This window comes from Hydrogenophaga sp. (genome assembly GCF_051860785.1).
Taxonomy (GTDB): Bacteria; Pseudomonadota; Gammaproteobacteria; order Burkholderiales; family Burkholderiaceae_C; genus Hydrogenophaga.
Genome location: NZ_JBIMLB010000001.1, coordinates 218,101 through 241,557 on the forward strand (window position 1 = coordinate 218,101; position 23,457 = coordinate 241,557).

At 66.7% G+C, this 23,457-nt stretch carries 21 protein-coding genes and 1 other RNA gene; 13 read left to right on the forward strand and 9 right to left on the reverse strand.

Going from position 1 to position 23,457, the window contains the following annotated elements; genetic code table 11:
* Nucleotides 1-4 precede the first annotated feature (4 nt).
* From pyrC to htpX, 3 genes are all read left to right on the forward strand, one after another.
* Nucleotides 5-1,060, forward strand: coding sequence for a dihydroorotase (gene pyrC, locus ACTIF6_RS01025; RefSeq protein ID WP_439586143.1), 1,056 nt, complete (start codon nt 5-7; stop codon nt 1,058-1,060).
* Complete coding sequence (locus tag ACTIF6_RS01030; RefSeq protein WP_439586144.1) at nt 1,042-1,797, forward strand: DUF3025 domain-containing protein; 756 nt, start codon at nt 1,042-1,044, stop codon at nt 1,795-1,797. Before pyrC ends, ACTIF6_RS01030 begins: the two co-directional genes overlap by 19 nt.
* Before the next feature lie 162 nt (nt 1,798-1,959).
* Nucleotides 1,960-2,829: a protease HtpX gene (gene htpX, locus ACTIF6_RS01035; RefSeq protein ID WP_439586145.1), complete on the forward strand. Its 870-nt coding sequence runs from the start codon at nt 1,960-1,962 to the stop codon at nt 2,827-2,829.
* Between the two features lie 61 nt (nt 2,830-2,890).
* On the opposite strand, the gene ACTIF6_RS01040 is transcribed toward htpX, so the two are convergent.
* Nucleotides 2,891-3,646: a glycine zipper 2TM domain-containing protein gene (locus tag ACTIF6_RS01040; protein ID WP_439586146.1), complete on the reverse strand. Its 756-nt coding sequence runs from the start codon at nt 3,644-3,646 to the stop codon at nt 2,891-2,893.
* A gap of 44 nt (nt 3,647-3,690) precedes the next feature.
* A complete protein-coding gene (locus ACTIF6_RS01045) occupies nt 3,691-5,556 on the reverse strand; it encodes an NAD(P)/FAD-dependent oxidoreductase (RefSeq protein ID WP_439586147.1) in 1,866 nt (621 codons plus the stop codon).
* Nucleotides 5,557-5,681: 125 nt separating this feature from the next.
* Between ACTIF6_RS01045 and ACTIF6_RS01050 the strand changes: the two genes are divergently transcribed.
* The 3 genes from ACTIF6_RS01050 to rnpB all read left to right on the forward strand — a co-directional run bounded on the left by ACTIF6_RS01050 (nt 5,682) and on the right by rnpB (nt 8,044).
* Complete coding sequence (locus ACTIF6_RS01050; protein WP_439586148.1) at nt 5,682-6,257, forward strand: DUF2239 family protein; 576 nt, start codon at nt 5,682-5,684, stop codon at nt 6,255-6,257.
* Nucleotides 6,258-6,284: 27 nt separating this feature from the next.
* Nucleotides 6,285-7,640, forward strand: coding sequence for an MATE family efflux transporter (locus tag ACTIF6_RS01055; RefSeq protein ID WP_439586149.1), 1,356 nt, complete (start codon nt 6,285-6,287; stop codon nt 7,638-7,640).
* A 21-nt stretch (nt 7,641-7,661) separates the two neighbouring features.
* An RNA gene (gene rnpB, locus ACTIF6_RS01060) (RNase P RNA component class A) lies at nt 7,662-8,044 on the forward strand.
* A gap of 116 nt (nt 8,045-8,160) precedes the next feature.
* On the opposite strand, the gene ACTIF6_RS01065 is transcribed toward rnpB, so the two are convergent.
* The 7 genes from ACTIF6_RS01065 to ACTIF6_RS01095 are packed head-to-tail and all read right to left on the reverse strand — an operon-like array spanning nt 8,161 to nt 15,560.
* Nucleotides 8,161-9,882 carry an MBL fold metallo-hydrolase gene (locus ACTIF6_RS01065; protein ID WP_439586150.1) on the reverse strand — a complete coding sequence of 574 codons (1,722 nt, stop codon included), beginning with the start codon at nt 9,880-9,882 and terminating at the stop codon, nt 8,161-8,163.
* Nucleotides 9,883-9,906: 24 nt separating this feature from the next.
* Nucleotides 9,907-10,644 (reverse strand): aspartate/glutamate racemase family protein, encoded by a 738-nt coding sequence (locus tag ACTIF6_RS01070; protein WP_439586151.1) that lies wholly within the window; start codon nt 10,642-10,644, stop codon nt 9,907-9,909.
* A gap of 1 nt (nt 10,645) precedes the next feature.
* Nucleotides 10,646-11,350, reverse strand: coding sequence for a GntR family transcriptional regulator (locus ACTIF6_RS01075; RefSeq protein WP_439586152.1), 705 nt, complete (start codon nt 11,348-11,350; stop codon nt 10,646-10,648).
* Nucleotides 11,347-12,240 carry an ABC transporter permease gene (locus ACTIF6_RS01080; RefSeq protein ID WP_439586153.1) on the reverse strand — a complete coding sequence of 298 codons (894 nt, stop codon included), beginning with the start codon at nt 12,238-12,240 and terminating at the stop codon, nt 11,347-11,349. The genes ACTIF6_RS01075 and ACTIF6_RS01080 overlap by 4 nt, the downstream gene beginning before the upstream one ends.
* Nucleotides 12,241-12,242: 2 nt before the next feature.
* Nucleotides 12,243-13,163 (reverse strand): ABC transporter permease, encoded by a 921-nt coding sequence (locus ACTIF6_RS01085; protein WP_439586154.1) that lies wholly within the window; start codon nt 13,161-13,163, stop codon nt 12,243-12,245.
* Between the two features lie 18 nt (nt 13,164-13,181).
* On the reverse strand, nt 13,182-14,474 hold the full coding sequence (locus ACTIF6_RS01090) for an ABC transporter substrate-binding protein (RefSeq protein ID WP_439586155.1): 1,293 nt from the start codon (nt 14,472-14,474) through the stop codon (nt 13,182-13,184).
* A 60-nt stretch (nt 14,475-14,534) separates the two neighbouring features.
* On the reverse strand, nt 14,535-15,560 hold the full coding sequence (locus ACTIF6_RS01095; protein ID WP_439586156.1) for an ABC transporter ATP-binding protein: 1,026 nt from the start codon (nt 15,558-15,560) through the stop codon (nt 14,535-14,537).
* 199 nt (nt 15,561-15,759) lie between these two features.
* Between ACTIF6_RS01095 and dapF the strand changes: the two genes are divergently transcribed.
* The 7 genes from dapF to ACTIF6_RS01130 all read left to right on the forward strand — a co-directional run bounded on the left by dapF (nt 15,760) and on the right by ACTIF6_RS01130 (nt 23,365).
* Nucleotides 15,760-16,635: a diaminopimelate epimerase gene (gene dapF / locus ACTIF6_RS01100; protein WP_439586157.1), complete on the forward strand. Its 876-nt coding sequence runs from the start codon at nt 15,760-15,762 to the stop codon at nt 16,633-16,635.
* 25 nt (nt 16,636-16,660) lie between these two features.
* Nucleotides 16,661-17,341 carry a DUF484 family protein gene (locus tag ACTIF6_RS01105; protein WP_439586158.1) on the forward strand — a complete coding sequence of 227 codons (681 nt, stop codon included), beginning with the start codon at nt 16,661-16,663 and terminating at the stop codon, nt 17,339-17,341.
* Nucleotides 17,338-18,342 (forward strand): tyrosine recombinase XerC, encoded by a 1,005-nt coding sequence (locus ACTIF6_RS01110; protein WP_439586159.1) that lies wholly within the window; start codon nt 17,338-17,340, stop codon nt 18,340-18,342. Before ACTIF6_RS01105 ends, ACTIF6_RS01110 begins: the two co-directional genes overlap by 4 nt.
* A gap of 108 nt (nt 18,343-18,450) precedes the next feature.
* Nucleotides 18,451-18,843, forward strand: coding sequence for a DsrE family protein (locus ACTIF6_RS01115; protein WP_439586518.1), 393 nt, complete (start codon nt 18,451-18,453; stop codon nt 18,841-18,843).
* A gap of 74 nt (nt 18,844-18,917) precedes the next feature.
* Nucleotides 18,918-19,973: a CobW family GTP-binding protein gene (locus ACTIF6_RS01120; RefSeq protein WP_439586160.1), complete on the forward strand. Its 1,056-nt coding sequence runs from the start codon at nt 18,918-18,920 to the stop codon at nt 19,971-19,973.
* A 455-nt stretch (nt 19,974-20,428) separates the two neighbouring features.
* Nucleotides 20,429-21,436 (forward strand): RNA polymerase-binding protein DksA, encoded by a 1,008-nt coding sequence (dksA, locus tag ACTIF6_RS01125; RefSeq protein WP_439586161.1) that lies wholly within the window; start codon nt 20,429-20,431, stop codon nt 21,434-21,436.
* A gap of 42 nt (nt 21,437-21,478) precedes the next feature.
* Nucleotides 21,479-23,365 (forward strand): STAS domain-containing protein, encoded by a 1,887-nt coding sequence (locus tag ACTIF6_RS01130; RefSeq protein ID WP_439586162.1) that lies wholly within the window; start codon nt 21,479-21,481, stop codon nt 23,363-23,365.
* Nucleotides 23,366-23,457 lie beyond the last annotated feature (92 nt).

Consider the following 23,457-nt stretch of genomic DNA (forward strand, 5'->3'; position numbering starts at 1 on the left):
CGGCATGAACGCCGCACCCCGAACCCCCACCGACACCCTTACGCTCACCCGGCCAGACGACTGGCACCTGCACGTTCGCGACGGCGAAGCGCTCCACACCGTGGTGCCGCACACCGCCGCGCAGTTCGGCCGCGCGATCATCATGCCCAACCTCAAGCCGCCGGTGACCACCGCGGCGCAGGCCATCGCCTACCGGGACCGCATCCGCGCTGCCGTGCCGCAAGGCGTGAGCTTCGAGCCGCTGATGACGCTCTACCTCACCGACAACCTGCCGCCCGACGAGATTGCGCGCGCGAAGGACGCTGGCGTGGTGGCCCTCAAGCTCTACCCGGCGGGCGCCACCACCAACAGCGACGCCGGCGTGACGGACATCCGCAAGACCTACAAGACGCTCGAGGCCATGCAGCGAGCTGGCATCCTGCTGCTGGTGCATGGTGAAGTCACCTCGTCCGACATCGACCTGTTCGATCGCGAGGCGGTGTTCATCGACGAGCAGCTCATTCCGCTGCGGCGCGACTTTCCTGAACTGAAGATCGTGATGGAGCACATCACCACGAAAGAGGCGGCCCAGTACGTGGCCGAGGCGGGCACACACACGGCGGCGACGCTCACCGCGCACCACCTGCTGTTCAACCGCAATGCCATCTTCACCGGCGGCATCCGCCCGCACTACTACTGCCTGCCGGTGCTCAAGCGCGAGACGCATCGCCAGGCCCTGCTGGCCGCCGCCATCAGCGGCAGCGACCGGTTCTTCCTCGGTACCGACAGCGCGCCACACCCAGCGCACCTGAAGGAGCACGCCATGGGCTGCGCGGGTTGCTACACCGCGCACGCTGCCATCGAGATGTACGCCGAGGCCTTCGACTCGGTGAACGCGCTGCACCAACTCGAAGGATTCGCCAGCTTCCACGGCCCGGCCTTCTATGGCCTGCCGCGCAATGCCGGCACCATCACCCTGAAGCGCGAGAGCTGGACCACGCCCGAGAGCTTCCGCTTTGGCCAGGCAGACCTGAAGCCGCTTCGCGGTGGCGAGGCGCTGCCGTGGAGGCTGGTGGCCTGAAGCCCTGGCCCGACTGGAACGCGGCGTGGTTCGCGCCGCTGGCGGACCACGGCAAGGCGGTGTCCTCGGCCATCGAGCAGGGGCAACCGCTGCCGCAGGCGCTGGGTGCCCAGCCGGGTTGCCCGGTGCGCTTCGTGCCGCAGGACGCCCTGCCGCCCGGCATGGCCTACGAGCAGTTCATCTTCGACACCGCGCAGGTGCCCACGCGCGAGAACCTGCACGATTTCTTCAATGGCCTGTGCTGGCGACGCTTTCCGCTGACCAAGCAGCGCCTGAACCAGCTGCAGGCGTCGGAGATCGCAGCCGCGGGCATTGGCTCCGTGCGCGGCCCGGTGCGCGACGCGCTCACGCTGTTCGACGAGAACGCTGCGTTGCTGCAGGCGCCCGAGCCGATCTGGGACGCGCTGCTGGCGCGAGACTGGCAGGCCCTCTTTGTCACACACCGCGCGTTGTGGACTGAGGCGCGGCTGGTGCTCTTTGGCCACGCGCTGCTGGAGAAGCTGGTAGCGCCGTACAAGTCGATCACCGCCCATGTGTTCCGCGATACGGTGCCGCCCGCGCTCGCCGATGACCTTGCCGCGTGGGACACCTGGCTGGCGGCCCGACTGGACGGACCGACCCTGGCCAGCAAGCCCTTCACGCCCCTGCCGGTGCTGGGCGTACCCGGCTGGTGGCCGGCGAACGAGGTAGCGGGTTTCTACGACGATCCGGCCGTGTTCCGGGCGCCGCGCGCTTGATTTCCGGGGCCGCGGCCTCATACTGGATTCTCGGTATCATGCGCCGTCCCGAAGGGGGCGGCACCGGGTGCCGACACCCCCGAAGCATCGGGAACCTGGAAGACCCGCAAGGGTCACATGCGCAGCCGGCGACCCCGACGCCGCTGCAACAACGGAGAAAACATGAAGCGCATCCTGCTGTTCGTCCTGACCAACTTCGCCGTCATGGCGGTGCTGTTGATCACCACCCGCATCCTGGGCGTGGACCGGTTCCTCACGGCCAACGGGCTGAACATGACGGCACTGGCCGGGTTCTCGCTCGTCATCGGCTTTGGCGGCGCCATCATCTCGCTGCTGATGAGCAAGCCCATGGCCAAGTTCAGCACCGGCGCGCGCGTGATCAACCAGCCGCAGACCGCCGACGAAGCCTGGATCGTGGAGACCGTGCGCCGTTTCGCCGACAAGGCCGGCATCGGCATGCCCGAGGTCGCCATCTTCGAAGGTGCGCCCAATGCGTTCGCCACCGGTGCGTTCAAGAATTCGGCGCTGGTGGCGGTGTCCACCGGCCTGCTGCAGAACATGACGAAAGAGGAAGTCGAGGCCGTGATCGGCCACGAGGTGGCGCACGTGGCCAATGGCGACATGGTCACCATGACGCTGATCCAGGGCGTGATGAACACCTTCGTGGTCTTTCTCAGCCGCGTTATCGGCTACGCGGTCGACAGCTTCCTGCGCCGCGGCAGCGACAGCAACTCCGGCCCTGGGATCGGCTACATGATCACCACGATCGTGATGGACATCGTGCTCGGTTTCCTCGCCGCCATCATCGTGGCCTGGTTCAGCCGCCAGCGCGAGTTCCGCGCCGATGCGGGCGCCGCCAACCTCATGGGCCGCAAGCAGCCCATGATCAACGCGCTGGCCCGCCTGGGTGGCCTCACGCCCGGCGAACTGCCCAAGACCATGCAGGCGCTGGGCATCACGGGGGGTCTGGGCAAGCTGTTCAGCACCCACCCGCCGATTGAAGAACGCATCGCTGCGCTCCAGAAGAATTGAGCGAGAGCCCGGCCAAAGAAAAAGCGACCCTCGGGTCGCTTTTTCTTTGGCCGTTCGCAGGTCAGCGGTTGCGGTCCCAACGGTTGTCGTTGTTGCCGCGGTTGTTGTCCCAACGGTTGTTGTCGCGATGGCCATACCGATCGTTGCCGCGCCGGCCGTCGTCACGGCGTGGGTCGTAATAGCCCGGGCCCCAGCGGTAGCCATGGATCGGCACCACAGCCTGCCCGCCGTAGGGGTAGTACTGCGTGCCGATGGTGATGCGGGTGGTGGGCTCCACGTACTGCACCTGAGGCCGGTAAGCCGGGTAGGTCACGACGGGCGGCGGAGGCGGCATGGCGTCGACCGGCGAGACGTTCAGGCGTACGAAGCGGCCCGGGTCCTGCGGCATCTGCACGCGGTACTGGCGGCCGGCGTACTCGTAGACCACGTCGTAGGCCACAGGGCGGTTCTCGTAGTAGGTCTGCGTGCTGCACTGGCGGTAGGTTTCGGTTTGGGGCTGGCCGGGGCCTTCGACGCGGTTGCCGACGATGGCACCGCCGATCAGCCCGATCACGGTGGCGGCGGCGCGGCCGCTGCCGTTGCCGATGGCATTGCCCATGGCGCCACCGGCGATGCCGCCGATGACCGCGCCGGCGCCGGACTTCTGGCCTTGATAGGTCACGCTCTCGTCGCTGCACACCTCGCGCGGCACCGCCACCTGCTGGATGACCGGGGTGCTGCTGATGACGCGGCCTTGTTCTTCCTGAGCCTGCGCGACGCCGCTGCCGGCCAGTGCTAGCAGGCCGGTCATCACGGGAATCAGAACGGGGGTTTTCATGGGGAACTCCTGATGGGGGTAGTCTGGACTCTGCGCCCGCTGTGTCAAGCCGGCATGCGCTCTTTGTAAAGATTCGTTGCAGGTTCGTGAGAAATGCCCAGCAGATCGTGGGCCAGCGCCTCCGCGACCTTCAGGCCATCCACCCCGGCCGAGAGGATGCCGCCTGCGTAGCCCGCGCCTTCGCCAGCGGGGTACAGCCCGCGTGTGTTCAGGCTCTGGTGGTCGGGGCCGCGGGTGATGCGCAGGGGCGAAGACGTGCGGGTCTCCACGCCGGTGAGCACGGCGTCGGCCATGTCGTAGCCCTTGATCTTGCGGCCGAACACCGGCAAGGCCTCGCGCATGGCCTCGATGGCGTAGGCGGGCAGGGCGGGAGCGAGGTCGACGAGTTTCACGCCCGGCTGGTACGACGGTTCCACGTCCCCAAGCGCGTTCGACGCCTGCTGTTTCAGGAAGTCGCCCACCAGCTGGCCTGGCGCGTCGTAGTTGCCGCCGCCCAGTTGGTAGGCGCCCGCCTCCAGGGAGCGCTGCAGCACGATGCCTGCCAGGGGATGCGCCTTCCCCTGTCCGGACAGCGCTTCAGCCTCGGTGGCGTACCGCGTGCCGTCGGTTTCCCCGAAGGCGGCGGTCCAGTCGGGGAGGTGCTGCGGGAACGTCAACGGGAAATCGGTGGGCTCGATGCCCACCACCAGGCCGGCGTTGGCGTTGCGCTCGTTGCGCGAATATTGGCTCATGCCATTGGTGACCACGCGCCCGGGTTCGGACGTGGCGGCCACCACCATGCCGCCCGGGCACATGCAGAAGCTGTAGACGGCGCGCCCGTTTTTTGCGTGGTGCACGAGCTTGTAGTCGGCTGCGCCCAGTAGCGGGTGGCCTGCGTGGCGCCCCCAGCGCGCGCGGTCGATCACGCCCTGCGGGTGTTCGATGCGAAAGCCGATGGAGAACGGCTTGGCTTCCATGAACACACCCGCGTCCCACAAATGCGCGAAGGTGTCGCGCGAGCTGTGACCCAGCGCCAGCACCACGCGCCGCGCCGGTAGAACGAACGATTCGCCGGTGTCCAGGCGCTTCACGTTCAGCGCGGCCATGCGTTGGGCGTCGCCTTCGCGGGCGAGCTCGAAACCCTGCACCTGGTGCTGGAAACGGATCTCGCCTCCGAGCGCCACGATCTTCTCGCGCATGGCCTCGACCACGCGCACCAGCTTGAAGGTGCCGATGTGTGGGTGCGCGGTGTAGAGGATCTCGGGGGGCGCGCCGGCTTCCACGAACTCATGCATCACCTTGCGGCCCAGGAAGCGTGGGTCCTTGATCTGGCTGTAGAGCTTGCCGTCGGAAAACAGGCCGGCGCCACCTTCGCCGTACTGCACGTTGCTCTCGGGATTGAGCACGTGCCGTCGCCACAGGCCCCAGGTGTCTTTGGTGCGCTCGCGCACCGGTTTGCCGCGTTCGAGCACGATGGGTTTCAGGCCCATCTGTGCCAGCGCGAGCGCGGCGAACAGGCCGCAAGGGCCCAGGCCCACCACCACGGGTCGCTCTGCCTCGATGGCTGGCCATCCTGCCGGTGCCTGGCCGGGTGCATGCCAGGCCATGTCGGGCGTGGGTTGCACATGGGGTTTGCCGGCGTGCTGTGTGAGCAGCACGGCCTCGCGCGCCGGGTCGGCCAGCGTCACGTCCACGATGTAAACCGCCAGCAGGTCGGCCTTGCGTGCATCGAAGCTGCGTTTGAAAACGTGCAGTTGCGCGATGGCGGTCGGATCAATGCCGAGTGCATCGGCCGCCAGACGGGTCAGCGCTTTTCCAGGGTGGGGAGGTGGTTCGCGGTCGAGGTCGGTCTCGGCGGGCGCGTCGGCGGCGCGTCGGTGCTCGGCGGGCACCGCGGCCAGGGGCAGCTTGAGTTCGGAGAGTCGGATCATGTGTCGTGGGGCTTGTGTTGATCAAGCAGATGACGGAGCCCGCGTATTGTGAATGCCACGAGGACGTTTCTTTTTTTGTTTAAATAACCCGGGTAAAAATAATAAACCCGGGTATAATTCGTCGCATGGCGACCACTGATTCCCCCTCCTGCACGGCTTTTCTGGGCGCGCGCCGAGTGGCTTTTGGCACTTATGAAGCAGTTTCAAGTGCCCTGTCCGCACTCGACCTCTCCGCCGGTGGTTTGCTCGTGTTCGACGACGCCACTGGTGCACAGGTCGATCATCCCTGGCCCCGCGGCTATCCCGAGGTGCCCACCAGAGAGGTGAAGGCGCCGATGCCGGCGGCTGCGCCGCAAGTGGGGCGACCGCGCATGGGCGTGGTGGCGCGCGAGGTGACGCTGATGCCCCGCCACTGGGATTGGCTGGCGCAGCAACCCGGTGGCGCGTCAGCCGCCTTGCGGCGGCTGGTCGAGGATGCTCGACGCGTGCACGCTGATCGCGACGATCAGCGAATGGCCAAGGAGCGGGCGTACCGTTTCATGAGTGCCATTGCGGGCGGCTTCGCAGGCTTCGAAGAAGCGTCCCGCGCGCTCTTTGCTCAGGACGCCGAAGCCTTCGCCCACCGCATTGCCGACTGGCCACCCGACGTGCAGGCGCACCTGGCCTGGCTCGCGTGCGATGCGTTCGCGCCCACTGCCTGACATTCCGAATATTTCCACTGGAACCCTATGCAGCAACCTGACCAGCGCTCGCTCTGGCGCGTCTATCTCGTCTTTCTCGTGCCCATGGTGCTGTCCAACATCCTGCAAGGGTTGTCGGGCACTCTCAACGGCATCTTCATCGGCCAGATGCTGGGCACGCACGCGCTGGCGGCGGTCTCGGGCATGTTCCCCATCGTCTTCTTCTTCATTTCGCTCGTCATCGGCATCGGCGCGGGCGCGTCGGTGCTGATCGGCCAGGCCTGGGGCGCGCGCGAACCCGGCAAGGTGAAGGCCATTGCAGGCACGGCACTGGTGCTGGGCGCCCTGATCGGCGTGGGGGCTGCCGTGCTGGGCGGGGTGTTCGCGCGGCAGGCCATGCAGGCGCTCGGCACACCGGTGGACGTGATCGACGACGCCGTGGCTTATGCGCGCGTGATGCTGCTCATCATGCCGCTGCTGCTGGTGTTCATCCTGTTCACGCAGCTGCTGCGCGGCGTGAGCGACACCGTCTCGCCCCTGCTGGCGTTGCTGCTGTCGACGGCGTTGGGCCTGCTGCTCACGCCCGCGCTTATCCAGGGCTGGCTCGGCCTGCCGCGCCTGGGTATCCAGAGCGCGGCCTACGCGGGGCTGGTGTCGTACGCGGCGGCGCTGGGCTTTCTGGTTTGGCGGCTGCGTCGGCTGCGCCACGTGCTGGCGTTCGACCGCGAGTTGCTGGCGGCTTTGAAGCTGGACCGCGATATCCTCGCCAAGGTGATGCGCATCGGCCTGCCCACCGGTTTGCAGATGGTGGTGATCTCCATGTCGGAGCTCGTGATCCTGGCGCTGGTGAACGGCCATGGTTCGCAAGCCACGGCAGCGTATGGCGCGGTCACGCAGATCGTGAACTACGTGCAGTTCCCGGCGTTGTCCATCGCCATCACGGCCTCCATCCTGGCGGCGCAGTCGATCGGGGCGGGCCGGGTCGACCGGCTGGGCGCGATCCTGCGCACGGGTCTGTGGCTCAACGCGGCGCTCACCGGCAGCCTGGTGCTGCTGGGTTATGCGCTCTCGCACAGTCTGCTGGGCCTGTTCCTGACCGAACCGCAGGTGCGCATGCAGGCCGAGCACTTGCTGCACATCATGCTGTGGAGCATCCTGGTGTTCGGTTTCCAGGCGGTGGTGGGCGGCCTCATGCGGGCCAGTGGCGTGGTGCTCGTGCCCATGGCCATTTCGGTTTTCTGCATCCTCGCCATCCAGTTGCCCGCTGCGTATGTGCTGGACGCCCAAATGGGCCTGCCGGGTGTATGGATCGCGTTCCCGGTGGCCTACGTGGCCATGCTGGTGCTGCAGACCGCCTACTACCGGCTGGTGTGGCGCCACCGCAAGATCGAACGCCTCGTGTGATGCAGGGGATAATCGCGCGGTGAAGCGCACCAGACCGCCGCTGGCACGACATCCCGAAAGGGTGTGCTGGAGGAATGTCCGGACTGCACAGGACAGCGTAGGAGGTAACACCTCTCCACCGACAAGCCTCGAGGGTTCGCCCGAAGGGCCCTAAGGTGAGGATCAGAGCAACAGAGACGAGCCGCTTCAGTGCGGGTGAAACGGGCAATCTCTACGCGCAGCAACACCAAATAGGCCAGCCTGAGGCGACATGGTTCGCCGTGTTGACGATCCTCGTGGTTCCGCGAGGAGAGCTGGCGGGTAGGTGGCACCGAGCCGGGGAGCGATCCCCGGCCCAGATGAATGGCGGTCACATCCAGGGCAACCTGGATGCACAGAATCCGGCTTATCGGTGCGCTTCACACTTTTAACCCCCACGCTCCGCCGCTGCGCGGGTCGCTGCCCCCCGAGGGGGCTGGGCCTGCCTTGGGGCGGCCCGGCGGCTGGCCCGTTGCCTCCGCGCTGGGCGGTCGCTCTGGCTTCAGAGATTGAAGCCACCCAGGCTCTGGATGCGCTCCACATGCGCCATCAGAGAGCGCTTGGCCACGGGCCACAGGCGCTCGGGCACGTCGTCGTAGGCGATCTTCACCCAGTCGTCGGGCGAGCCTTCGGGCAATGCCTGCAGCGCCTGGGCCACCTTGGCCTCGCGCTTCAACCGGTGCGCCTTGAGTTGCGCAATCGCCGCGCGAGCACCGCCATTCACCGGCGCTGATGGGTTGTCTTCGCTGCGCCGCAGGTCGCCCAGCACGTGGCCGTGCGCGGGCAGGATGAACTCGATGGCGTGGCGCTCGCAGGCGGCGTCGAGCTTGTCGAGCGAATCGAGGTAAGCGCCCATGTTGCCGTCGGGCGGGTCGATCACCGTGGTGCTGCCGTTGAGGACGTGGTCGCCGGTGAACAGCAGGCCGTCTTCCACCAGCGCCAGGCACAGGTGGTTGGCCGCGTGGCCCGGGGTGTGCAGCACTTCCAGCGTGTGCGACACCATGCCATCGCCCGACTGGCCGACCAGCACGATCTGCTCGCCGTCGGCGAGTGAGCGCTCAGGCGAGAAGCGGCTGTTTTCGCGCGCGGTGGGCTCGCTGGGCAGGCCCAGGATGGGTGGTTTGGCCAGGCCCGCGTCGGTGCACAGGGCCTGCAGGCGCGGGGCGCCGGGGGAATGGTCGGGGTGCGAATGGGTGCAGACGATGGCGTTGATGCGCCCGCCGGCCGCGCGCCACAGCCGTTGTATGTGTTCGGGCTCGTCCGGGCCGGGGTCGATCACCACGTGGCCGCTGGCCGGGTCGCCCACGATGTAGCTGTTGGTACCGGGGCCGGTCATGTAGCCGGGGTTGGGTGCGGTGAGGCGCTGCACGTTCTTCAGCAGTTGCACCGGTTGCTCATGCTGCCAGTCCAGGCTGTGCACGATCTGGCCGTCCGGGCACACCATGGCCAGTTCCCCGAATGGCGCCTCGTGTTCCATGTGGCGCGACTCGGCGCCGTGCGTGAGGCCGGCGCGCGGGCAGCTGGTCCACAAGGGTTGGTCGTTGGATGCACAGGCGTCCAGAACGGTCTGCACATCGGGATAGGCCTGTAGCCGCTCCAGCGTGCGGATGGTGGGAAAGATGATGAAGAAAGCGCCGGCCTTGTGGCGCTCCAGCGCATCGGCAGGGCGCACCCAGCAGGGCTCGAACTGCTCGGCGTCGTCGGCCACCGGCACCTGGCCTTGCGGCATGCGCGCCACGAGGAAGGGTACGTCGAAACGGCGCGGCAGGTCGCGGTCGGTGATCCAGTGCGCCAGCACGAACACGCCTGCGCCGTCCAGCGTGAGGCCCCTGGCCTGGCACTGGGCGGCAAAGGGTGCCTTGCGGTCGAGCGTGGCGATGTCGCTGTCGTCCACCGGCGATCCGTCCGCCCGGTGCGCGAGCAGCACGCCCAGTTCCTCGAAGCTCTCGCGGATGGCGGCGATCGCCTGCGTGAGGTGCAGGTCGCTCTGCGTGGCGCGGCGCGTGGCAATGGCGTGGGCCCGCGCATCGGCCGCATCCACGCCGCCGCCGGGGAACACGTAGGCGCCGGGCGCGAAGCTCGCGGTCATGGACCGGCGCGTCATCAGCACCTCGATGCCGGGACGTGCGGGGTCGGTGCTGTCGCGCAGCAGCAGCACGGTGGCGGCGGGGCGAACGGCAACGCTCGGGCGGGAAGGGTGCAGGAGTTGGGTGGGGCGGACCATCTCCGCATTTTGCGGCAAGTGACCTTATTGCGTTCCGAGCGCCACCATCGCAGATGAAAGTCCCTGCCAGGCGACATCGAAGCCGGCTCGTTCACGCGCGGGGGGCAGCGGTGCGTTGCGCAGGGCCCAGTTTGCACCGGCCAGCACGCTGTCGATCAAGGGAATCGTTACCTCGGACTGCACGGTCGCCGCCATGCCGGCGAGCCCGGCGCCGCCCAGGATCACCGCGTCCACGCCCAGCTGGCGCGAAGCGTCCCGACAGGCCTGGGCCAGCAAGGCGCGCGCGGCCACGGGGTCGGCGGCGAGCTGCGCGCCGGTGGGCGCGACGGTATGGATGCCGGCAAGTTGCTGGGCCTGCCCGAGCGCCTGCGCCAGGCGCTGCAACATGGGGCCCCATCGCACGCCGCCGGTGACGATCGCATAGCGCCCGTGGCGCGCTGCTTCGATGAACGCCGCTTCGGCCAGGCCGGTCACGGGCACCGGGCTGCTCTCGCGCAGGGCCATGAGCCCGGGGTCGCCAAAGCAGCCGATCAGGACGGCGTCGGGCGCGCGGGCTTCGTCCGCGAGATCGTGGGCCCAGGCGTCGAGCGTGGCGTGAGTGGCTACGGCGTAGCTGGCTTCGTCGGCGATGTAGGGTGAACCGAAGCGGGCGGTGACGGTGCGCACGTTCACGTGCAGCCCCACCGCCTGCTGCACATGTGTCTGCAGCAGCGCGCTCACGCTGGCCGAGGTGTTGGGGTTGATGACCAGCAGTTGCCGCATCTCAGATCACAGGAGCGAACAGGGCCTCGAGGTCGGGCACTTTGCCACCCGGTGGCGAGAAGTCCAGTTCCGATTCAAGCCGGTGCAGGTGTTCCCGCATCAGCCTCGCCGCCTCGCGCGCATCGCGCAGGCGGATGGCGGCCAGCAGCGCGCGGTGTTCCACGCAGCCACAAGCGGTGGCGTCGCGCCGCGCCTGGGCGTGGCTGCTGCTGTAGGTCATGAGGATGAGCGAGGTGCGCGAGACCATCTCGCGCAGGATGCGGCCCATCGTCTGCTGCCCGGCGCGGTCGGCGATGTGCAGGTGGAAATCGCCCGAGAGGCGGATCGCGCGGCGCATTTCGCCGGCTTCACGGGCCGCTTCCTCGTCGCGGATGCACTGCGTGAGCAAGTGGATGTCGTCGCGCTCGGCGCGGTCCACGAAGCGTTCGACCAGTTGCGATTCGATCATGCGGCGCACCTCGAAGACCTCACGCGCCTCCTGCTCGCTGGGTTGCGCGATGGTGGCCCCCCGGTTCGGCGTGAGGGTGACGATCTGCTCATTGGCCAGACGCACCAGCACCGGACGGATGAGCGTGCGCGAGACGCCGAACGCGCTGGCCAGCCGGTCTTCCACCAGCTTGGTGCCTGGGGGGAGGCGGTGGTCAAGGATGGCGGAAACGACGCGGTCGTAGATGGTGCTGTCGCTCGCCGTGGGCACACCGGTCATGCAACCCGCCCCTTCTTCTGTCGCTTGCCCAGCCACAGGGCCAGCGACACCGCCACGCCCATCACCAGCAGCGAGACCACGGTGGTCACGGTGCCGAGCGCGTAGATGGCCGGCGTGGTCACGGTCGAGGTGAGGCCCTGCAGTTCGAGTGGCAGGGTATTCACGTCGCCGATGGCCTGCGAGGTGCGCGCGATCTCGTCCCAGCTCAGCGTGAAGCCGAACATGCCGATGCCCACCACTGAGGGGCCGATCAATGGCAGCACCACATGGCGAAAACCCTGCCACGGTGTTGCGCCGAGATCGCGTGCGGCCTCTTCGTAAGCCGGGTTGAAGCGGTTGAACACCGCGAACATGATGAGCAGGCCGAAGGGCAGCGTCCAGGTGAGGTGGGCGCCGAGGGCGGACGTCATGAGGCCCAGCGCCGTGCCGTAGTTCTCCAGCGTGCCCGTGGCTCCCACGGCTTCCAGCAGCCACTTGATCCCGCCATCGAGCAGGCGGAACTGCAGGCCGATGCCCAGCGAGACGATGATGGACGGCATGATCAGGCTGGCCACGGTGACGTAGAACAGTGTGTTGGCGCCTCGCAGCGGCTTGCGGAACGCCAGCCCGGCCAGCACTGAAAGACCCACGGTGAAGAGCATCACCACCCCGCCGAGCAGCAGCGAACGCAGGAAGGCCGCGCCGATGTCCACCGTGCCCAGACCTTCGGCCAGCTTGTGGAACCAGTGCAGCGAGACCCCGCGCAGCGGAAACGTCAGGCCGCCTTCAGGGCCCTGGAAGCTGAGCACGAAGATCACGAACATCGGCCCGTACATGAACAGCACGAACAGCGCGAAGACGATCGCAAGTGGCCAGAAACCGGGGGCACGGGGTTCGGCGATTCGGTTCATGGTCACAGTTCCTTCCGGATGTCGACCAGGCGCGTCAGGCCCCAGATGATCATGAGCACGATGGCCAGCAGGATCACCGCGTTGGCCGCGGCCAGCGGGAACTGCAGGTACGAGGTCTGGACCTGGATGATCTTGCCCACCGAGGCGATCTGCTGACCGCCCATCACGCCGATGGTGACGAAGTCGCCCATGACGATGGTGATGACGAAGATGGAGCCGATGATGATGCCGGTCTTGCTCAGGGGAACGATCACGTTCCACAGCGTCTGCCAGCTGCTGGCGCCGCTGTCGCTGGCGGCTTCGAGCAGGCTGCGGTCGATGCGCATCATGCTGTTGAAGATCGGCACGATCATGAACATGGTGTAGAGGTGCACGAAGGCCAGCACCACCGAGAAGTCGGAGAACAGCAGCCACTCGACCGGCTGGTCAATCAGGCCGGCACCCATCAGCCCCTGGTTGACCAGGCCGTTGCGCCCCAGCAGCGGCACCCAGGAAATCATGCGGATGACGTTGGACGTCCAGAAGGGCACGGTACAGAGCACGAACAGCAGCGTCTGCATGCCGGGCGAGCGCACGTGGAAGGCCAGGAAATAGGCCACCGCGAACCCCACCACCAGCGTGATGCCCCACACCAGCAGGCAGAACTTGAGCGTGGAGAGGTAGGTGGAGAGCGAGACGCAGAAGTCACCGTGGTCGGTGAGCGTGGAGCAGCCTTCGAAGATGGCGGCGTAGTTGCGCAGCGTGAAGCCGGGAATGAGCTCGTACTCGTTGAAGTTCCAGAAGCTCACCATCACGGTGAGCGCCAGCGGAATCAGGAAGAACACCACGAACACCAGCGTGAAAGGCGCGGCCTGCCACCAGGCCTTCACGGTGCGCGTGGGGCTGATGGACGGCGGTCCGGCGGGGGTGGTCATGGTGCTCATGGTGCTTTCAGATCAAGTTCAGGCCGCGACGAACTCGTTCCACTTGCGCACCATGTACTCGTTCTCGTCCATCACCGCGTTCCAGCAGGCGATGCCGCCCATGCGCGCTTCGTAGCTGCCGCCGTCGCGCACCGCGCCGGCCTTGGCCAGCACGTCGCCGTTGGGGCTCTTGATGTCCTGCGAGGCGGGCTTGCCTTCCATCCAGTAGGCCCATTCGTAGGCTTCCATCTTGGCCTTGGCGGTGTCGAGCACGGCGCTGTAGTAGCCCTGGCGGTTCAGGTAGGCACCGGCCCAGCCGTCGAGGAACCAGTTGATGAATTCATAGGCGCCGTCGAGCTTGCGGCCGCTGAGGGTGGTCGGCAGGCCGAAACCGGCAGCCCAGGCGCGGTATCCCTCCTTGAGGGGCTGGAAGTTGCAGGCGATGCCCTTGGTGCGCACCGCCGTCACGGCCGGGCTCCACATCGACTGGATCACCACCTCGCCCGAGGCCATCAGGTTCACCGACTCGTTGAAGTCCTTCCAGAGCGCGCGGAACTGGCCGGCCTTCTTGGCCTCGATCAGGGTCTTGATCGTCAGGTCGATCTCGGCCTTGCTCATGTTGCCCTTGTCCTTGTACTTGTGGATGCCCTTGGCCTCCACCACCATGGCGGCGTCCATGATGCCGATCGAGGGAATGTTCAGGATCGCGGCCTTGCCCTTGAACTCGGGGTTGAGCAGCTCGGCCCAGCTTTCGATGGGGCGCTTGATCAGGTCGGGCCGGATGCCCAGCGTGTCCGCGTTGTAGACCGTGGGAATCAGCGACATGAACTGGGTCGGTGCGGCCGCGAACTTCTTGCTCTTCTCGCCTTCGAGGTAGATCACCTTCTTGGGTGCGGTGCCCTGGTCGCCCACCGCCTTGCCGGCGACCGTGCCGGTGGTGAACAGCGGCGTGATCTTGTCGGCGTTCTTGATCTTCTTCGTGTCGATGCCCTTGAGGTTGCCGGTGGGCACGATCTTCTTGAGCGAGAAGTACTCGGTGTCGATCAGGTCGAAGCTGTTGGGCGCGGTCACGGCGCGCTTGGTTACGTCGTCGGTGGTCACGGCCACGTACTGGATTTCGATGCCGGTGTCGGCCTTGAACTTCTCGGCGATGGCCTTGTCCTGGTTCACGGCCGTCCCCAGGTAGCGCAGCACGATCTTCTCCTGCGCATGAACGGCGGGCGCCAGGCCCGTGGCCAGGATGCCGGCCATGCCGGCGGTGCCTTGCAGCAGGCTGCGGCGGCTCAGGCCCGTCAGGGCAGGGGTGGTGGGCTCGTGATCGGTCTTGGACATGGCAAATCTCCTGCGGTGCGGGTGGTGGGGAGGGAAAAGGAAAAAGGGAAGGCCTGTGTGTCAGGCGTGGAGGGTCGGTGCAAAGCTGTGCGCCTGCCAGGCCGCCCAGCTCAGGCTGACCCGGTCGCCGGGCGCGTAGGGACGTTGGGCGAACGTGGCCTCGGGCAGCATCACCGAGACGTTTTCACCTGCACCGCCTTCGGCCAGGTGCAGGCCCAGCAGCACATAGCTGCCCTGGTACTCGACGTCGTTCACGGTAGCCGGCCACCCGTTCTCGCCGTTGTCCAGCGGTGCCACGCGGATGTGGTCGTTGCGCACGGCGACCTTGCCCTGCGTGGTCTGCAGCACGTTGTGGCCACCCATGAAGCGCGCCACGAACTCGCTGGTGGGCCGGTTGTAGACCTCGTGGGGCGAGCCCACCTGCTCGATGCGGCCGTGGTCCATCACCACCATGGTGTCGGCCAGCGCCATCGCTTCTTCCTGCGAGTGCGTGACGTGGATGAAGGTCAGCCCGAGTTCTTTCTGCCAGCGTCGCAGTTCGGCGCGCATCTGCACGCGAAGGAAAGGATCGAGCGCGGAGAGCGGCTCGTCAAGCAGCAGCACGCGCGGCTGCGTGATCAGCGCGCGCGCCAGCGCCACGCGCTGTTGCTGTCCGCCGGAGAGTTCGCCTGGCTTGCGTTGTGCGAGGTGCCCCATGGCCACGCGTTCCAGCAGGTCCTGCGCCTGCTGGTGGCGTGCGGTCTTGTCCACGCCCTTCATCTTCAGGCTGAAGGCCACGTTGTCCAGCGCCGAGAGGTGCGGGAAGAGCGCGAAGCTCTGGAACATCATGGCCGTGCCACGCCCGGCGGCTGGCAGGTGGGTGATGTTGCGGTTCTCCAGCAGGATGTCGCCGCTGGTGGTGGTCTCGTGGCCGGCGATCATGCGCAGCGTCGTGCTCTTGCCGCAGCCCGAAGGGCCAAGCAGGCAGCAATAGCTGCCGCTGGCGATGCGCAGGTTGATGGCATCCACCGCCACGCTGCCCGCGGCGTATTGCTTGGTCAGCGCGATGAGTTCAATGCCGGCGGCCTGGGGCGTGGAATCGTTCATGCGATTCCCGTTTGCATAAGCCGTGCCAGGCGGTTTGTACGCATTTTCTTCAGGATTGCGTACAAAAAAGCACCCGATTTGTGCGCAATGCAGCCGGATCGGTCCGGCGCCGGCCACGACGGTGCGCGCGTTGCGCACCAGCTTGTGGCTTCGCGCCAGTGCGGTGCGTGCCCGCGCGACCGAGCGGATAATCCCGTCCATGCACATTCGATTCACCAAGATGCAGGGCGCGGGGAACGACTTCGTCGTGCTCGACGAGACGCAGGGACGTCTGGGCCTGAACACGGCCCAGTACCGCTTCCTGGCCGACCGGCACTTCGGTGTGGGCGCCGACCAGATCCTGAGCGTGCGGCCTTCACCCGGCCCGGGACTGGACTTCGAATACGCCATCCACAACGCCGATGGCGGCGAGGTGGAGCATTGCGGCAACGGCGCGCGCTGCTTCGTGCGCTTCGTGCATGACAAGGGCCTGAGCCAGCGCAACCCCTTGCGCGTGAAAGTGGTCAACGGCGAGCTGGAACTGCGCATGCATGCCGACGGCGGTGTCACGGTGGACATGGGGCCGCCGGTGTTCGCGCTCGAGCGCGTGCCCTTCGACGCCAGCGACCTGAAGGCTGAGCCCATGGGCGATTTCGAGCGCTGGCCGCTCGCATTGCCCTATGCCGGGGATGTGCCGGTGGCGGTGCTTTCCATGGGCAACCCGCACGCGGTGCTGGTGGTGGAAGACGTGCAGACCGCCTCGGTGCAGGCCTGGGGGCCGTGGATCGAATCGCACGAACGGTTTCCCCAGCGCGTGAATGCCGGCTTCCTGCAGGTGGTGAACCGCCGCGAGGTGCGCCTGCGCGTGTACGAGCGCGGCGCGGGCGAAACCCTGGCCTGTGGCACCGGCGCCTGCGCTGCGGTGGTGGCTGGCATCCGTCTGGGTCTGCTCGATGCAAAGGTCGATGTGCACACCCGTGGCGGCGTGCTCACCATCGAATGGAAGAACACCCCGGGCCACGACCAGCCGGTGTTCATGACCGGCCCGGCCACCACCGTTTTCGACGGCGAGATCGAAGTGCCCGATCTGGCCTGAGGCTCCTGCCGTACAGTGCACCACCATGAACCCCAACCAGATTCCTCCCATCACCGAAGACGACATCGCCAACTACCTGGCGAACACGCCCGACTTCTTCGAGCGCCACGCCAGCCTGCTGGCTGCCGTGCAGCTCACCAGCCCGCACGGCCAGCGCGCCGTGAGCCTGCAGGAACGCCAGGCCGAGATGCTGCGCGAGAAGATCCGGGGCCTGGAGCTCAAGGCGGCCGAGATGATCCGCAACGGCCACGAGAACACCACCATCGCCGACAAGCTGCAACGCTGGACGCGCGAACTGCTGCTGACGCGCGAGGCGAACGAGCTGCCGACCGTGGCCGCCCGCGCCATCGGCGAACACTTCCTGGTTCCTCAGGTGGCCATCAAGGTCTGGGACGTGGCGCCTGAATACGCCGACGAGGCCTTCGCGCAGGGCGCCAGCGACGATGCGAAGGCCTTTGCCTCCTCGCTCATGCATCCCTATTGCGGTGCCAACCCGGGCCTGGAGGCCGCACAGTGGCTGGCCGACCCGGCCGCTGCCGCATCGCTGGCCCTGATTCCCTTGCGCGCGGGTCTCGCGCCGCAGGCCTTCGGGTTGCTCGTGCTGGCCTCGGCCGACCACCAGCGCTTCGCTGCCGACATGGGCACCGATTTCCTGGAACGGATCGGCGAGCTCTCCAGCGCCGCACTCTCCCGCTTGCGTCCATGAACACCCCCACCAGCGCCGAAGATGCCGCGCTGGTGGCGGCCTACCTGAACCACGTGCGCGTGGAAAAGCGCCTGGCCGATCGCACGGTCGAGCTCTACACCCTGGATCTGGAAAAGCTGGCGGCCCAGGCGCGCGAGGCTGGCGTGGCGCTCACGGAAGTGCAGAGCCCGCACATTCGCCGCTGGGTGGCCAAGATGCACAGTGGTGGCCGCAGCGCACGCGGCATCGCGCTCATTCTCTCGGGCTGGCGCGGCTTCTACGTGTGGCTGGGCCGTCAGGGCACCATTCATCACAACCCGGTGCAGGACGTGCGCGCTCCCAAGGCCGGCAAACCCCTTCCCAAGGCGCTGGGTGTCGATGAAGCCGTGCAATTGGCCTCGCACCACGAAGCGACCGACCACCCCGCGCTGGAAGCGCGAGATGCCTGCATCACCGAACTGCTCTACGGTTGTGGCATGCGCATCGGCGAGCTGGTGGGGCTGGACGTGGCGGCCAGCGGCAACGCACGCGGCTGGATCGATGCGCGGGATGGCGAGGCCCATGTGCTGGGCAAGGGCGCCAAGCGGCGCAGCGTGCCGGTGGGCCGCCAGGCACTCGACGCTCTGGCGCGCTGGCTGGAGTTGCGCGCGGGCTGGGCGGGCGACAGCCCGGCACTGTTCATCGGCGCGCGCGGCCAGCGCCTCACACCTCAGCACATCCGTCTGCGGCTCAAGCGCCGTTCGCTGCGGGCCGGGCTGGCCACGCCGGTGCACCCGCACATGCTGCGACACTCGTTCGCCAGCCATGTGCTGCAGTCCAGCGGCGACCTGCGTGCCGTGCAGGAGCTCCTCGGTCACGCCAGCATCAGCACCACGCAGGTCTACACCCGACTCGATTTCCAGCACCTGGCCAAGGCCTACGACGCCGCCCACCCCCGTGCACACGCGCGAGGCGCTCGTCCGGCCGCCTCTGACGATCCCGGCCCACCGCCCGCGCCGGGCCGCTCCCGGTCCCCCCGCTGAGGAACGGGTCAGGGCATTGCTTGTAGGATGCTTGCCTGTCGCATCCTCCGGAGACACGCTGTGTTCAAGTTTCTCGTCGCTTTCAAATGCCTGCTGCTCGCTGCGGTGATGGCCACCTCGCTGCAGGCCCAGGCCCAGACGCCACCCGCCGTCAAGGTGGTCTATCACTTGAGCGACGGGATTCCGCAAGCCTCGCGCGCCATCAACAACATCCGCAACCACCTGGCCGCCGACCCCACCGCGAAAATCGTGGTGGTCACGCATGGGGCCGGCATTGATTTCCTGCTCGACGGCGCCAACAACACCTCCGGACAATCGTTCGCCGGTGCCATTGGCGACCTCTCGGCCAAGGGTGTCGGCTTCCTCGTGTGCAACAACACGCTGGTCTCGCGCAACATCGACGCCTCCAAGGTGGCCATGGAAGCCAAGGTGGTGCCCTCCGGTGTGGCCGAGGTGGCCCGCCTGCAGGCCCGCGAAGGCTACGTCTATTTGCGTCCCTGAGCGGAACCAGCCCGTCCGACCGGGGTCGCATACACTCCCCCGCTTCCTTTCGTTTTGCTCTCTTACCGACCGCCATGTCACTCATTCCCGCCACCATCCTGACCGGCTTCCTGGGTTCGGGCAAAACCACGCTGCTCAAGCGCGTGCTCTCCGAAGCACATGGGCAGAAAATTGCCGTGGTGGAAAACGAGTTCGGTGAGGAGAACATCGACAACGAGATCCTGGTGGCGGACACGCAGGAAAACATCATCCAGATGAGCAATGGCTGCATCTGCTGCACCATCCGCGACGACCTGCGCGCCACGCTGCAGGACCTGGCGCAGAAGAAGCGCAAGGGCGAGCTCGATTTCGAGCGCGTGGTGATCGAGACCACAGGCCTGGCCGACCCCGGGCCGGTGGCGCAGACCTTCTTCATGGACGACGAGGTGGCCGAACAGTACCTGCTGGACTCCATCCTCACGCTGGTGGACGCCAAGCACGCTGCCGAACAGCTCAACGAGCGCCAGGAAGCGCGCCGTCAGGTGGGTTTCGCCGACCAGATCTTCATCAGCAAGTCCGATCTGGTGGACGCCGAGGAGCTTGACGCGCTGACCCACCGCCTTAAGCACATGAACCCGCGCGCGCCCATGCGCCCGGTGCATTTCGGCGAGGTCTCGCTCAAGGAAGTGTTCGACCTGCGCGGCTTCAACCTCAACGCCAAGCTCGACATCGATCCCGACTTCCTCAAGGTCGACGACCACGAGCATGACCACGAACATGGCGAGCATTGCGACCATCCGTCGCACCAGCACGACCATGGCGATCACGGGCACGGCCACCATCATCACCACGACGACGATGTGAAGAGCTTCGTCTACCGCGCAACGCGGCCCTTCAACCCAGCCAGGCTGGAAGACTTTCTGGGTGCCATCGTCCAGGTCTATGGCCCGCGCATGCTGCGCTACAAGGGCGTGCTGCACATGGAGGGTACCGACCGCAAGGTGATCTTCCAGGGCGTGCACCAGCTCATGGGCAGCGACCTGGGACCGGTCTGGACCGAGGGTGAGCCCCGGGTGAGCAAGATGGTGTTCATCGGCATCGATCTGCCCAAGGACATCCTCATCCAGGGCCTTGACCAGAGTCTGGTCTGAGGGCACCTGTCCCGGGGTTCCTCGCGCCTCCACCAGAACCCGGTCCGAACGTGTTGTTTGTCTCGCTTCTCCAACGTCTGGGCTTCCCCGCCGGACGGGAATCCGGGCCGCCTGAACCAGTGTCGATACAATCGCGGCCCAAGTCGGTTGGCCGGCGTTCTGCCACGATCGACCTCCACCCGCGTTCGAAGGCGCTGGGCAATGGGGGTATAACGACGAATCTGTCGGTCCTGCCGGCCCGTCCAGTCGTATCTCGGGACCTCACCCGCAGCAGCGCCCCGCCCCTAGATCCCGCATCGTCAGGAACACACAGGAGACCCGTTGTGAAAGCCCCGGCAACCAGGACAGCGAAATCAGGCAAACCCGCCTCATCGGGAGCCAAGGCACGCGCGCCGGTGGCGAAAAAGACCGCAACCGCAAAGCCTCCGACCAAAGCCAAGGCTGCTGTGAAATCCGTGGCCAAGCCGCCAGCGAAGAAGGTGGCGGTCAAGGCAGCGGCCAAGCCCGTTGCAAAACCTGTTGCCAGGAAGGCGGCTTCCAAGCCGGTGTCCAAACCCGTGGTGAAAAAGGCGGTCGCCAGGCCGGCGGCAAAACCTGCGGCCAAACCCGTGGCCAAAAAATCCACCGCTCGCCCGGTGTCCAAGGCGCCTGCCGCCAAGGCCCCGGTTCCCTCGAAGAAGCCTCAACCGGCGGCCCCGGCCGCCAGAACCAAGATCCAGCCCGTTGCCAAGGCGGCTGCTCCCAAAGTGATTCCTCCGGTTACCAAGGCCGCGCCCGTCGCGGCGCCTGCTCCCAAGTCTTCCAGCACCAAACGCGCCGCCGCCCCCGCACCCGTGGTGGTGGAGCCCACGCCGCGCCCACTGGGCAAGCGGGCTGCCAAGAAAGTCATGATGGAGCAGATGACCCAGGCTGCGGTGATCCCCACCCACGCCCCGGACGCTGCCAAAGCGACCTTTTCCCAAATGAACGAACGCGCCGTCATGACCCCACCCGTGCCCTCATCCATTCAGAAAGATCCCAAGCGAGCCAACAACTGGAAGACCCTGTCGGTCGAGCAATTGACCGACCAGGATGTGCAGGCCATGCCCGACAGTGAGTACATGAGCGACCTGCAGCTCGCTTTCTTCCGTCGCAAGCTTTCCCAGCTCAAGGCCGACATGCTGGCCAATGCCGGTGAAACGACCGAGCACCTGCGCGAAGACACCGTGGTCGTGCCCGATCCGGCCGACCGAGCCACCATCGAGGAAGAGCACGCGCTCGAGCTGCGCACCCGTGACCGCGAACGCAAGTTGCTCAAGAAGATCGAACAGGCCATTGCCCGCATCGATTCCGGCGACTACGGCTACTGCGAGGAAACGGGCGAGCCCATCGGTGTGGGCCGGCTCATGGCCCGTCCTACCGCGAGCCTCTCGCTTGAGGCGCAGCAGCGCCGCGAACTCAAGCAGAAGATGTTCGGCGACTGAGCCCGGTCCGGAACGCGTTCCTCATTGCGGTAACGAGCACACATGTCCAAGGACGACTCCAACGGCGGCTTCCTGTCCAAGGTGGTGAAGTTCGTTCGCCACCCGACGACGAGCTGGTCGGACCTGGACACGCGATCGGCCGACCGCGAGAGCGAATACAGCAAGGCCGCGCTCAAGGAAATGATCGAGCGCAAACGGCGCAACGACTTCGTGCGCAAGCGCGAGTTCGACATGCTGCGCAAGATCCGCAGCCGCGAAGGCACGCCGGGCGAAGGGCAGGGCATGCGCCCGTCGTTTTTCCAGAGCAGCCTGCCGTCCAAACCGGACGACAGAGCCGAAACGCTCAAGAAGATCGACGAGATCGAAGCCCAGATGTCGATGCAGTGGTGGAAGACCAAAGGGCCGGATTCGCTCGTGAGCACGGGTTCCGGTCTGAACACCACGCCGCACGGCCCTGGTGGCCCCGCGTCCAAAAAGGACGATGCGGCCTCCGTGCCGGCCGCGCCTGACCCTGCGGTCAAGCAACGCAAGGCCCAATACGACGAGACCGAACCCGGTCCTCTGCCCAACCCGGCTTCGGCGGGCCCGAATTCCGCCAATCAGAAGCTGGATCGGGCGATGCTCGACACCCAGCCCGCCAGTGCGCCTGCGCCCCTGCGCAAGACCTGGTCGCCCTCGCGTGAGCGGCAGGTGGCCGATGCGCCACCGCCACCCGCAGCCGCGCCCCCGGCGCGCACCGGCCTCATGGCCCCCACATCGCAGCGGCAATCGGGCAGCCCGGCTTCACAGTTTTCCGCCTCGCATTTCTACGCCCTGGATGTGCAGGAGATTGCGCAGGATCCCGAAGTCGAGGAAGCCGCCATCCGCTTCGCCAATGGCGACGATGCGGGCGCCGAGCAAGGCTTGCTCGAAGTGCTGAACGAAGGTGGCACCAAGGCCGATCAGCAGGAAGACTGGCTGGCGCTGTTCGACCTGTATCGCGCCACCGGACAGCTTGCGCCGTTCGAGAGCCGCGCGGTGGACTTCGTCAACCGCTTCAACCGCTCGGCACCTCAGTGGTACGACATGCCGGATGCCGTCTCGAAGATGACGGGCAAGGTCTACACACCATCCACCGGCCACAACCGCGCGGTCTGGGTCAGCGAGCCCGAGCTCGATGCGCACGCGGTGGGCACCCTGCAGAACGTGCTGCTGCGCGCGCCGCAGCCCTGGGTGCTGGACTGGACACCCCTGGAGAGCATGGACCTCAAGGCCGCACGAGCGCTGCTGGGCATTTTCACGCTCTGGGGCGACCAGGACGTGGAACTTCGTTTCCAGGGAGCAGGCTCGTTCCGCGATCTGCTCAAGAGCCAGACGCCTTCCAGCCGGCGCGACGTGGAGCAGCTCTGGTGGGAACTGCGAATGGCGGTGCTGCGCATCATGAACCGTCCCGATGAGTTCGAGCTGACCGCGCTCGATTTCTGCGTGACCTATGAGGTGTCGCCCCCGGGTTGGGAAAAGCCTCGCTGCCATTACACGTCCGTCTCCAACAGCAAGCCCGGTGAGGCCGGTCAGTCGGTGCTGGGCGAATCGGTGCTGGAACAGGTGGCCTCCGGCTACCCCGGTGGTGGTGAATCGTTGCTCGACAGCCAGGGCACCGAGACCAGCCAGCTCGGGCTGGTCGAGCTCTCCGGCGAGATCCGCGGCGATCCGCAGACCACGCTCGATGCGCTGGAGCGCAAGCTCAAGGGCGCCGACGTGCTGATCATTTCCTGCCGCCACCTGATCCGGGTGGACTTCTCTGCGGCAGGGACCCTGCTCAACTGGGTCTCCAGCCACCACGCCGAAGGCCGTCTGGTGCAGTTCGTGGACGCGCACCGCCTGGTGTCGGCCTTCTTCCACGTGATCGGCATCACCGAGTACGCCAAGGTGGTCGTTCGCGTCGACTGAGCGGCACGACCGTCGGCCCGTCGCCGGCCCCGGTACCATCTGTTGCAACGATCCGCCCGGCGGGCCGTTGCATTTCTTTTTCACGACCCCAA